Source organism: Streptomyces sp. NPDC043726, assembly GCF_056436565.1.
The window spans coordinates 120,138-132,180 of the sequence record NZ_JBWKCI010000009.1; the positions used below are offsets into that span (position 1 = coordinate 120,138).

General features: G+C 72.1%; 8 protein-coding genes. 4 read left to right on the forward strand and 4 right to left on the reverse strand.

All coding sequences use genetic code 11. The annotated features are described in order from the left end of the window. Positions 1 to 40: 40 nt before the first annotated feature. Positions 41 to 1,171 carry a magnesium and cobalt transport protein CorA gene (locus AC068Z_RS26020; protein WP_478560163.1) on the reverse strand — a complete coding sequence of 377 codons (1,131 nt, stop codon included), beginning with the start codon at positions 1,169 to 1,171 and terminating at the stop codon, positions 41 to 43. Positions 1,172 to 1,284: 113 nt separating this feature from the next. Here AC068Z_RS26020 and AC068Z_RS26025 point away from each other — a divergent pair, with 113 nt between their 5' ends. Then, positions 1,285 to 2,394 carry a winged helix DNA-binding domain-containing protein gene (locus AC068Z_RS26025; protein WP_478560166.1) on the forward strand — a complete coding sequence of 370 codons (1,110 nt, stop codon included), beginning with the start codon at positions 1,285 to 1,287 and terminating at the stop codon, positions 2,392 to 2,394. Positions 2,395 to 2,496: 102 nt separating this feature from the next. Here the strand turns inward: AC068Z_RS26025 and AC068Z_RS26030 are convergent, their stop codons facing one another. The 3 genes from AC068Z_RS26030 to AC068Z_RS26040 all read right to left on the reverse strand — a co-directional run bounded on the left by AC068Z_RS26030 (position 2,497) and on the right by AC068Z_RS26040 (position 7,399). Next, entirely contained in the window at positions 2,497 to 3,288 is a 792-nt protein-coding gene (locus AC068Z_RS26030) for a S1 family peptidase (protein WP_478560169.1), read from the reverse strand. A gap of 221 nt (positions 3,289 to 3,509) precedes the next feature. Further along, on the reverse strand, positions 3,510 to 6,314 hold the full coding sequence (locus AC068Z_RS26035) for a helix-turn-helix transcriptional regulator (RefSeq protein WP_478560172.1): 2,805 nt from the start codon (positions 6,312 to 6,314) through the stop codon (positions 3,510 to 3,512). 254 nt (positions 6,315 to 6,568) lie between these two features. Next, the gene (locus AC068Z_RS26040) at positions 6,569 to 7,399 is read right to left on the reverse strand and encodes a response regulator transcription factor (protein WP_478560174.1); all 831 of its coding nucleotides are present in this window, start codon (positions 7,397 to 7,399) and stop codon (positions 6,569 to 6,571) included. 114 nt (positions 7,400 to 7,513) lie between these two features. Here AC068Z_RS26040 and AC068Z_RS26045 point away from each other — a divergent pair, with 114 nt between their 5' ends. The 3 genes from AC068Z_RS26045 to AC068Z_RS26055 all read left to right on the forward strand — a co-directional run bounded on the left by AC068Z_RS26045 (position 7,514) and on the right by AC068Z_RS26055 (position 11,860). Next, positions 7,514 to 9,184, forward strand: a complete 1,671-nt coding sequence (locus AC068Z_RS26045) for an AMP-binding protein (RefSeq protein WP_478560177.1) — start codon at positions 7,514 to 7,516, stop codon at positions 9,182 to 9,184. Positions 9,185 to 9,207: 23 nt separating this feature from the next. Further along, entirely contained in the window at positions 9,208 to 10,770 is a 1,563-nt protein-coding gene (locus AC068Z_RS26050) for an AMP-binding protein (protein ID WP_478560985.1), read from the forward strand. Between the two features lie 67 nt (positions 10,771 to 10,837). Further along, a complete protein-coding gene (locus AC068Z_RS26055; RefSeq protein WP_478560180.1) occupies positions 10,838 to 11,860 on the forward strand; it encodes a LacI family DNA-binding transcriptional regulator in 1,023 nt (340 codons plus the stop codon). The last annotated feature ends 183 nt before the right edge of the window (positions 11,861 to 12,043 follow it).

The window sequence follows — 12,043 nt, forward strand, 5'->3', positions numbered from 1 at the left end:
GTGCAGCTCCGGCATGGCCGCCTCGCGGCGGCATGCCGTGTCAGAGCCAGTCCCGCCGTTTGAAGATGACGTACAGGCTGAAGCAGACAACTCCCATCAGGCCGATGGCGAAGGGGTAGCCGAAGCTCCAGTCCAGTTCGGGCATGTTCTCGAAGTTCATGCCGTAGATCGTGCCGACCAGCGTGGGGGCGAAGAGGATCGCCGCCCAGGACGAGATCTTCTTGATCTCCTCGTTCTGTTCGAAGCCGGCCTCCGCCAGGGCTCGCATCTCGGCGTTCTGTTGCTGGGTGACCAGGGTGGCGTTCACCGTGAGGATGTCGGTGAGGGCCTGGCGGAAGCCGTCGACGCGCTCGCTGGTGTGGGTGACGTGGTCGGCGACGTCCCGCAGGTAGCGCTGGAGTTCCTCGTCCGTGCCGTACTTGGCGAAGCCCGCCATCAGGCCGTGCAGCATGCCGACCAGAGGGCGCGTGGCGCGCTGGAACTCGACCATCTCGCGGGAGAGTTCGTAGATGCGGCGGGAGACCTCCGGGTCGCCCCGGAAGACCTCCGTCTCGATCTCGTCGATGTCGTTCTGGACCCCGGCGACGACGGGGACGTAGCCGTCCACCACCGCGTCGAGGATGGCGTACAGCACTGCCTCCGGGCCCAGTTTCAGCAGGTCCGGGGACTCCTCCATCCTGCGGCGCACCGCCGACAGATCCGGCGCCGCGCCGTGCCGGACCGTGATCACGAAGTCGGGGCCGACGAAGACGTGCAGCTCGCCGAAGTCGACCTCCTCCGAGGCGTCCAGGTAGCGGGCCGCGCGCAGGACCACGAAGAGCGTCTCGCCGTACCGCTCCAGCTTCGGGCGCTGGTGCGCCTCCATCGCGTCCTCGACCGACAGCGGGTGCAGATCGAACTCGGCCGCCAAGGAGAGCAGTTCGGACTCCGTCGGGCGGGCCAGGCCGATCCACGCCATGCCGGACGGCTTCTCGCGCAGCTCGCGGTAGGTCTCCGCGAGGGTCGCGGGGGAGGAGACCCGCACGCCGTCCTGGTACAGGGCCGCCTGGACGATGCTCGCCGGTTCCGCCTCCGGCGCGGACGCCTCGCCGGCGGGGTCGGCGGAGCGCGGTGGGGCGGCCGCCGGTGCCAGGGGGCGGCGCCACACGGACTTCCGGTTGTTCTTCGGCATCGGGGCCGCCTCTCGGCCGAGGTCCGGACGATCTCGGAGCAGGTTAACCGGGGCGCACCGGGAAGCGGCATTGCGGACCGCCGCTGTCCGCGAGTGGTACTAGCGTGCGGAGCATGACGAAGTCGACGACCGCCCAGGGCACCGTTCTCGGCACCCGCGCCCTCAACCGCGCGACCCTCGACCGGCAGCTGCTGCTGCGCCGTACGACCATGTCCGCGAAGGCGGCCGTGGAGCATCTCGTCGGCCTCCAGGCGCAGGAGGTCAAGCCGCCGTACTACGCGCTCGCCGCCCGCCTCGACGGCTTCCGGCCCGAGGAGCTGGCCGGGCTGATGGAGCGGCGCGAGGCCGTGCGGATCGTCACCATCCGCTCGACCATCCACACGCACACCGCCGACGACAGCCTCACCCTGCGGCCCCTGGTCCAGCCCGCCCGGGACCGGGAGATCAACATCTTCCGCAAGGGCCTCGTCGGCGTCGACCTGGACCGGCTCGCCGCCCTCGCGCGCGAGCTCGTCGAGGAGACGCCGAGGACCATGAAGCAGCTGCGCGAGGCCCTGAGCACCGAATGGCCGGACGCCGACCCGCAGGCCCTGGCCATCGCCGCCCGCTGCAAGCTGCCGCTCGTCCAGACCACCCCGCGCGGAGTGTGGGGCAGGAGCGCCCAGGTCTCCCTGACCACCGCCGAGCACTGGCTGGGCCGCGCCCCCGAACCCGCCGCCTCCGCCGACGCCACCGTCCTGCGCTATCTGGCCGCCTTCGGGCCCGCCTCCGTGAAGGACATGCAGACCTGGTGCGGACTGACCCGGATGCGCGCCGCCTTCGAACGCCTGCGCCCGGAGCTGATCACCTTCCGCGACGAGAACGGCGTCGAACTCTTCGACCTCCCCGACGCCCCCCGCCCCGACCCCGGGACCCCGGCCCCGCCGCGTTTCCTGCCGGAGTTCGACAACCTCCTGCTCTCCCACGCCGACCGCACCCGGGTGATCCCGCCCGCGAACCGCGGCCGCACCTGGCAGGTGAACACGGTCTACTGCCCGTTCCTCGTCGACGGCTTCCTCGCGGGCGTCTGGCGGATCCTCGACGACGCCCTCGTCATCGAGCCCTTCGGCGAGCTGACCAAGGCCCAGCGCGCGGAGGTCCTGGCGGAAGGCGCGTACCTGCTCCAGGTCATGCACCCGCGGTCGTCGTACGACATCCGCTTCGGGACCGTGCTCCCCGGATAGCCTCCGGCCCCGGACATGGATCGGGGGCGTTGCGGGCCGCTCGTGGAGGCCCGCAACGCCCCCTGGTATTGCACCTGAGGGATACTCAGGAGTCCGTCCGGGTCACGAGTTGACCTGCGTGGTCACCAGGCTGGAGAAGGTGGTCAGCCGGGTGTAGACACCCGGGTAACCGGCCTCCGCGCAGCCCTCGCCCCAGGAAGTGATCCCTGCCAGGACGCCCCCGACGAGCAGGGGACCGCCGCTGTCGCCCTGGCAGGTGTCAACGCCGCCGGAGGTGTATCCGGCGCAGACCATGTCGGACGCGACGAAGTTCGAACCGTAGGAACTCGCGCAGCTGGAGTTCGACACGATCGGCACGGTCGCCGTCCGCAGCTGGTTGGAGGAGCTGCCGCCCGCGGAGGTGGTGCCCCAGCCGACGATGCGGGCGGTGGTGCCGGCCGCGTACACGCCCGTCTGGGTGGTGGAGACGTACGGCGCCGTCGTGTACGGCATCGACGTCGACAGGGTCAGCACGGCCACGTCGTCGCCGTTGGTGGCGTCGGTGTAGCTCGGGTGGATCCAGATCCTGCTCACCCGGCTGACCGTGCCGTTGGTGCCGTTGCGGTAGGTGCGGCCGCCGACGACTCTGACGCTGCTGGTGGTCTCGCCGACCATGCAGTGCGCGGCGGTGACGACTTTCGTCGGCGAGACGAGCGTGCCGCCGCAGAACTGGTTCTGCGAGGAGTCCGTGATCTGCATCATGAACGGGTACGCGGTGGTGGTCGTCGTCGTACCGCCCACGATGGGCTGGGGGGCCGCGGACGCCGAGGGGGCGACGCCGATCAGCGCGGTGGCCGCGGCGGCGGTCGCGGCGAGCGCGGCCGCGGTCTTCTTGGCACGGGTGAGCCCGAACATGAGTCTCCTCATTGGATGGCCGGTGGGGGGTCGCGCGGGTGTGGGGGGTGAAGCACGGGGGTCTCGGGACAGACCCCCGTGTGCCCGGCGAGCGGCACGAGGCATACGCTAGGACCGGGTGGGTTCTCTTCCCAAGGAGGGAACCCCCTAAGGGAGTTGGGCAGGGAAAACCCTCGGTCGGCCCCCGCTAAACCCCCGCTGCCGGTGATTCGGCCGGGATCTCAGCCGCCGGGACGGCCCGCCGCCAGTCTGACGATGTCGACGCGCGACCGGATCCCGAGCTTGCGGTAGACCCGGGTCAGCGTCGCCTCCACCGTCTTGACGCTGATGAACAGCCGCGCCGCTATCTCCCGGTTCGTCGCGCCCTCCATGACCAGCGCCGCGACCTGACGCTCCATCGAGGCGAGCGAGTCCAGCGCGTCCAGGGCGGCGGACGGCGTCGGCGCCGGTTCCGCGGGCGGCGCCGTCGCCGCCGACTCGACCTGACGCAGCCAGGGCAGCGCCCGGCACCGCCGGAACAGCCGCGCCGCCTCGTCGTAGGTGGTCGGCCCCGGTCTGCGGGTGCGCAGGGCGGCCAGCGCGAAGGCCGCCCGTGCCTCCTCCAGGCCGTAGCCGAGCTTGGCCAGCCGGTCCTGCACGGACGTCAACTGGGCCAGCGCGCGTTCACGTTCCCCGCGCTCCGCGCGCACCAGGGCCTCGGCGCGGTCCAGCACGGCCAGCACGCTCTCCCGGCCCAGGCGCAGCGCGTGCGCGCGGGCCGTGTCGATGACGTCCTGCGCCTCCTCCGCCTCCCCGATCCGCACCAGCGCCTCGGCGAGATCGCCGTGCCAGCGTCCGCGCGCCGGGTCGGTGATGCCGAGGCCCTGCTCCAGCTCGCGCACCCGGCGCAGCGAGGCGACCGCGGCCGACGCGTCCCCGGCCACCAGCTGGGCGTGGCCGAGCGCGGCCAGGGCGCGCGAGACGTACATCTGGTCGCCGTCCCGCTCGGCGTGGTCCAGGGCCTCCCGGGCCAGCTCCAGCGCCCGGTCCAGATCGCCGCCCGCGCCCTCCGCGAGCGAGGTGAGCACGGCGGAGGCGACCTCGCCGATCCCGGTGTCCCGGGCCAGCCGGAGGCTCTCCCGGGCGAGGTCGAGGGCGCGGGCGCAGTGCCCGGTGCGCAGTTCGGTCTCGGCGAGCCCGCGCAGGAAGTGCACCTCGCTCTCGACCGAGCCGCGCCGCCGCACCTCGCGCAGCAGCGCCGTGACGGTGGCCCGCGCCTCGGGCAGCTGGTCGCTCATCACCAGCCAGCGGAACCGGGCGTACCCCGCGCCGTTGTGATGGCACGCCACCCTCGGGTCCTGTGGTTCCCGCAGCGCGCGCTTGATGGTCGCGGGCGCGTCGGGGTGGCCCATCAGGGTCTCGATCTGCGCCCGGAAGGCGAGCGCCATCAGCTCGGTGTACCGGTCCCGGCCCCGCGCCGCCAGCTCCGCGGAGTACGCGGCCTCCTCCCGGGCCGGCTCGAAGTCGCCGTCCACCAGCAGGGCCCGCCAGGCCAGCTGGTAGTGGATCCGGGCGAGCAGCCTCGGGTCGTCGCCCGCGTCGGCGAGCGCCTGCGGGAAGACGGCGTCGACCTCGGTCATGGCGTGCCCGGCGGTCTCGATGACGACGATCCAGGCCCGGACGCGCTCGGCCGGCACGGTCGACCGGGAGAGCACCTCGCGGGCGATGTCCCGGGCGAGGTCCAGCTCACCGGCGGTGATGGCGTCCTCGGCGGACTGCAGCAGCACCGCCTGCGGACTGTCCTCCGCCGGGGTGTGCCGCGCGGCCAGCCGGCCGAGCGCGGCGGCCACCGAGGGCGCGCCCCGGTCCCGGGCCAGGGCGGCGGCCTCCGCCAGCGAGGCGGCCACCGCCGGATCGGTGCCGGTGGTCGCGAGCGCCAGGTGCCGGGCCCGCTCGATGGGGTCCGAGGCCGCCGTGGACAGCGCGGCATGCGCGGCACGGCGCTCCTGGGCGGGCGCCTCCGCGTACAGCGCCGCCGAGATCAGCGGATGCGCGAAGCGTACGGCGGGACCCTCGGACTCCGTGGCCAGCAGCCCGAGTTCGGCGGCCCGGGCGGTCTCCGCCTCGGCGTCCGTCCGCCCGGCCGCGTGCAGCAGGGCCAGCGTGGGGCGGGCGCCGGCGCTCGCCACGAGGAGGGTGTGCCGGGCGTCGGGGGAGAGCATCCGCAGCCGGCTGAGGACGAGGGCGCGCAGCGAGGTCGGCACCGGCAGCGGCTCGCCCGGGCGGGGCGGGGTGGGGTTCTCGGCGAGCGCGCGGCCGAGTTCCAGCGCGAAGAGCGGGTTGCCGCCGCTGGTGCGGTGGATGTCGCGGACGGCGGAGCGGGGCAGCCCGGTGTAGCCGCGGTGGTCGAGCAGCGCCGCCACCTGGGTGCGGGAGAGCGGGCCGAGCCGCAGGGCGAGGGTGTCCGGTGGGGACGCGCGTAGATGGCGGTCGTACTCCTCGTCCTCGGTCCGTGCCGCGCACAGCATCCGGACCGGGGTGTCGCCGAGGCGCCGGGCGGCGAAGCCGAGGAGTTCGGCGCTGGCCGGATCCAGCCACTGCAGATCGTCGGCGACGACCAGCACGGGGCCCTCGGCGGCGAGGGCGCGCAGGGCGGAGAGCACGGCGAGGCGCAGGGCGAGACCGTCGCGTTGCAGGGTGGACTCGCCCCGGCCGGTGAGCGCGGACTCCAGGGCGGTGCGCTGGGCGGCGGGCAGCTTGTCGCAGACCTCGTCGAGGACCAGGCCGAGGAGGTCGGCGAGGGCGAGGAAGGGAAGATGGGATTCGGACTCGGTGGCCGAGCAGCGCAACACGGTCCGTGCCGCTTCGCCGTATTCCGTGGCCAATGCCCTGAGGACGGTCGACTTTCCTATTCCGGCGGGTCCGTGGAGCAGGACGCTGCCGCCCCGGGCGAGCTGCTCACGCGCGGCCGTGACCGGCTCCTCCCGGCCGATGACCAGGTCGGGGCGGGATCTGGCAGGCTCCTGGAAGTCCCGTGGCACGGTCACCGCTCCCCTCCGTGTGGCGTGTCCTGGCCAATATTAGGCAACGGGTCTTTGAATTACGGAGCGCCTGCCGGGTGAGGGAAATAACAGCGCGGGGGCATAGGGAAATTCAGGGCACGGATGAATAAATGGGGGAGCGAGTGCCATGACACGACTCCGACCAGCTGTTCCCACCCAAGGGGCGCGGGGAACTGCGCGACCAGCCGAAACGAGCCCGCACCCGCAACACAACCCATCGAGGCACCCCCAAAGGCGCCCTACGGCAACAGCCCAGCCCGCCGCGCAGCGACCACAGCCTCGCCCCGCGTATGCGCACCAAGCTTCCGCATGGCCGACCGCAAATACCCCTTCACGGTCTCCGGGCGCAGCCCAAGCCGCTCCGCTGCCACGCCATTCGTCGCACCCCCCGCCACACAGGCCAGCACATCCACCTCGCGAGGCGCGAGACAGACCCCCTCCCCGGCAGCCTCCGACGTCAGCAACCCACACACATCCAGCAACTCGGCCCGCAACCCCGGATCAGCAACCCGAGGCAGCATCGCCCGCAACGCAGCATGAGCCTCCCGCACCTGCTCCCACGCGCCGCCCTCCCCCGGCCGCTCCGGCGCAAGCCGTACCGCGTCCATCAACGACCGCACCGACTCCTGCGCCACCAACGCCTGCTCCACATCCCGCGCGGCGGAGACCGCCGCCGACAGCGTCCGGTCCCCGAGCGGCTGCGCGGTGCGCAGGGCGCCGTAGAGGACACCGCGCACCCGGCGCCGTACGACGACCGGGACCGCGAGCACCGAGCGCAGCCCTTCCGTGGCCACGGCGGTGTCGTACTCGTGGCTGATCTGCCGTGAGGAGGAGTAGTCCGTCACCGCGCACGGCCGCGCCAGCGCCACCGCGCGGCCGCCGAGTCCGGTGCCGGAGGTCACGGCGAGGCGGCGCAGCGAGTGCGTGGCGGTGCCGCTCAGTTCGCTGATGAGCATCTGCGGCCGGCCGGAGTCCACCAGGCCGCCGAACGCGACCGGCAGCCCGGTCGAGCGCCGCAACCGGACCAGCGCCCCGCGGATCTCCACCGCTCCCGTGGCATCTGCTGTCAACTGCCCGACCTTCCCCTGCGGCGTACACCCCCGTTCGGGGGTAGTGAGAGCTGCATCACGGATTACACGATGGAACAGAGCCGCCCGGCAACGGTCCGGGAACGAGGAGGACAGATGACGACGGCCACCGAGGACTTCCGCAGGGCCCGGGACTTCCTGCTGGAACACCGCGAGGACTGGGCCACGGCCTACGACGGCTTCGACTGGCCCCGGCCCGAGCTGTTCAACTGGGCGCTCGACTGGTTCGACGTCATCGCGGAGGGCAACGACCGCACCGCGCTGCACATCGTCGAGGAGGACGGCACCGAGGCGAAGCTGACCTTCGCCGAGATGTCCGCCCGCTCCAACCAGGTCGCCAACTGGCTGCGCCGAAAGGGGGTCGGCGCCGAGGACCGCGTCCTCGTCATGCTCGGCAACCAGACCGAACTGTGGGAGACGGCGCTGGCCGCGATGAAACTGCGCGCGGTCGTCATCCCGGCCACCCCGCTGCTCGGCCCGGCCGATCTGCGCGACCGGGTGGAGCGCGGCCGGGTGCGGCACGTGATCGTGCGGTCCGAGGACACCGACAAGTTCGCCGAGGTGCCCGGCGGCTACACCCGGCTGGCCGTCGGCGGCGCGCGCGAGGGCTGGCTGTCGTACGAGGACGCCTACGCGGCCTCCGACGCCTTCGCCCCGGACGGCCCCACCCGCGCCGACGACCCGCTGATGCTCTACTTCACCTCCGGGACCACCGCCCGGCCCAAGCTGGTCGAGCACACCCACGTCTCGTACCCGGTCGGGCATCTGGCCACCATGTACTGGATCGGCCTCAAGCCCGGCGACGTGCACCTCAACATCTCCTCGCCGGGCTGGGCCAAGCACGCCTGGTCCAACCTGTTCGCGCCGTGGAACGCCGAGGCGACCGTCTTCCTGCACAACTACACCCGCTTCGACGCGGCCCGGCTGATGGCGGAGATGGACCGCGCGGGCGTGACCACCTTCTGCGCCCCGCCGACGGTGTGGCGGATGCTCATCCAGGCCGACCTGTCCGCGCTGCGCACCCCGCCGCGCGAGGTCGTGGCGGCGGGCGAGCCGCTGAACCCCGAGGTCATCGAGCAGATCCGGCGGGCCTGGGACGTGACGATCAGGGACGGCTTCGGGCAGACCGAGACCGCCGTCCAGGTCTCCAACAGCCCCGGCCAGCCCCTGAAGACGGGCTCCATGGGCCGCCCCAGCCCCGGCTACCGGGTCGAGCTGCTGGACCCGGTCTCCGGCGCGCCGGGCGCCGACGAGGGCGAGATCGCCCTCGACCTCTCGGCCCGCCCGGTCGGTCTGATGACCGGCTACCACGGCGACGCCGACCGTACGGCGGAGGCGATGGCCGGCGGGTACTACCGCACCGGGGACATCGCGTCGAGGGACGAGGACGGCTATCTGACGTACGTCGGACGCAGCGACGACGTCTTCAAGGCCTCCGACTACAAGATCAGCCCATTCGAGCTGGAGAGCGCGCTGCTGGAGCACGAGGCCGTCGCCGAGGCCGCCGTCGTGCCCGCCCCCGACGAGCTGCGGCTCGCCGTCCCCAAGGCCTACGTCGTCCTGGCCGAGGGCTGGGAGCCGGGACCCGACACCGCGAAGGTCCTCTTCGAGCACTCCCGCGAGGTCCTCGCCCCCTACAAGCGCGTCCGCCGACTGGAGTTCGCGCCGCTGCCCAAGACCGTCTCCGGCAAGATCCGCCGGATCGAGCTGCGCGAGGCCACGGCGGCCGGCTCGGACGCCGAGTACCGCGAGGAGGACTTCCGGTGACCGCACTGTCGTACGCGCACGGCATGGGCCCGACCGCTCTCCTCGGTGACACGATCGGGGACAACCTGGCGCGTACGGCCGCGACCTGGCCGGAGCGGGAGGCGCTGGTCGACGTGCCCTCGGGGCGTCGCTGGACCTACGCGCAAATGCTGTCCGACGTCGACGAGTTGGCGTACGCGCTGCTCGCGAGCGGGGTCGCGAAGGGGGACCGGGTCGGGATCTGGGCGGTCAACTGTCCCGAGTGGGTGCTCGTCCAGTACGCCACCGCGCGCATCGGCGCGATCATGGTGAACATCAACCCGGCGTACCGCGTGCACGAGGTCGAGTACGTGCTGAAGCAGGCCGGGATCTCGCTGCTCTTCGCCTCCCTCGGCCACAAGGGCAGCGACTACCGGGCGATGGTGGACGAGGTCCGGGGCGACTGCCCCGAGCTGCGCGAGGCCGTGTACTTCGGCGATCCGAGCTGGGACGCGCTGCTCGCCCGCGCCACCCCGGTCGCGCTGCCGGACGACCTGTCCTGCGACGACCCGGTCAACATCCAGTACACCTCGGGCACGACCGGCTTCCCCAAGGGCGCCACGCTCTCCCACCACAACATCCTCAACAACGGTTACTTCGTGGGGGAGTTGATCGCCTACAGCGAGCAGGACCGGGTGTGCATCCCGGTCCCGTTTTATCACTGTTTCGGCATGGTCATGGGGAATCTGGCCGCCACGTCCCACGGTGCCTGCATGGTCATCCCCGCCCCGTCCTTCGAGCCGAAGGCCACGCTGGAGGCGGTCCAGCGGGAGCGGTGCACCTCGCTCTACGGTGTCCCGACCATGTTCATCGCGGAGCTGAACCTCCCCGGCTTCGCGAGCTACGACCTCTCCTCCCTGCGCACCGGCATCATGGCGGGCTCGCCCTGTCCGGTGGAGGTGATGAAGCGGGTGGTCACCGAGATGAACATGGCCGAGGTGTCGATCTGTTACGGGATGACGGAGACCTCGCCCGTGTCCACGCAGACCCGGCGGGACGACGACCTGGAGCACCGCACCGGAACCGTCGGCCGGGTCCTGCCGCACGTCGAGGTGAAGATCGTCGACCCGGCCACCGGCGTCACCCGACCGCGCGGCACGGCGGGGGAGTTGTGCACCCGCGGCTACAGCGTGATGCTCGGCTACTGGAACGAGCCGGAGAAGACCGCCGAGGCCGTCGACAGCGCCCGCTGGATGCACACCGGTGATCTCGCGACGATGCGCGAGGACGGGTACGTCGAGATCGTCGGCCGGATCAAGGACATGATCATCCGGGGTGGCGAGAACATCTACCCGCGCGAGATCGAGGAGTTCCTCTACGGCCACCCGAAGATCGCGGACGTCCAGGTGGTCGGCGTCCCGCACGAGCGCTACGGCGAGGAGGTGCTGGCCTGCGTCATCGCGCGCGACGCGGCCGACCCGCCCACGCTCGACGACGTACGGGCCTTCTGCGAAGGCCAGTTGGCGCACTACAAGATCCCGGCCAGGGTGGAGGTCCTCGCTTCCTTCCCGATGACGGTGTCCGGAAAGGTACGCAAGATCGAGCTGCGGCAGCGCTACGCCGGCTGATCCGCCCCCGGGGCACTCGATCATGCCGCGCACGAGCCGTAGGATCGGGTGCCCTTGGGGGGTGGTTATGGGCAGGCAGCGCCCTGGTTCGCCGACGCTGGAAGAGGTCGCGGCCCTGGCCGGTGTCGGGCGGGGGACCGTCTCGCGGGTCATCAACAACGCGGCGGGCGTGAAGGATTCGACGCGCCGGACCGTCGAGCGGGCCATCGCCGAACTGGGCTATGTGCCCAACCTGGCGGCCCGCTCCCTGGCCGGGCGGCGCGCGGACGCCGTGACGCTGGCGATGACCGAGCGGGACTGGCGGCTGTTCGGGGAACCCTTCTTCTCGGAGATCGTCCAGTCCGTCGGCGACGCCCTCGCCGAGACCTCGGTCCAGCTGCTGCTCACCCTGGTCCGCACCGACGCCGAGCGGCGGCGCCTCGTGGAGTACGCGCGCGGCGGACGGGTGGACGGGGTCCTGCTGATGTCCGTCCGGGCCGAGGACCGGCTGCCGGACATGCTCGCCGAGGCCGGACTGCCCACGGTGCTGCTCGGCCGTCGCTCGGGCGACGAGAACGTCACCTACGTGGACGCGGACAACGTGGGCGGCGCCCGAGATGCGGTGGAGCACCTGGTGCGCGGCGGGCGCACCCGGATCGCCGCCGTCACCGGGCCGCTCGACATGTACGCCACCCAGTGCCGGTTGCGCGGCTATCGGGAAGCCCTGGTCAACGCGGGTCTGGAGGCGCTGCCCTCGCTCGTCGTCGAGGGCGACTTCACCGAGAGCAGCGGGCGCCGGGCGACGGCCGAGCTCCTGGAGCGGCACCCGGACGTCGACGCCGTGTTCGCCGCCTCGGACACCATGGCCGCCGGAGCGCTGGGCGTGCTGCGGGCCGCCGGGCGCCGGGTGCCGGAGGACGTCGCGGTGATCGGCTTCGACGACTTCCTGCTCGCCCAGCACACCGACCCTCCGCTGACGACGGTCCGTCAGCCGATGGAGGAGATCGGGCGGACCATGGTGCGTCTGCTGCTGGAGGAGATGGAACAGCCCGAGGTGGCCTGGCGGCACGTCATCCTGCGCACCCGGTTGGTGGTGCGCGGCTCCGCCTGAGCCCGGTCCGCTCCGCAACATTTCGGGAGCGCTCCCAAAGTGCCGACAGGTGTCCGGCCGCCCTCCGGGCTGACCTGCGGCTTCGAAAATCCTTCGACACAGTCGTTGCGTACGGGGTTGTCAGGGACATGGGAGGACTCCTACAGTCCGGACTCAACCGGTGGGTGGGAGCGCTCCCATCAG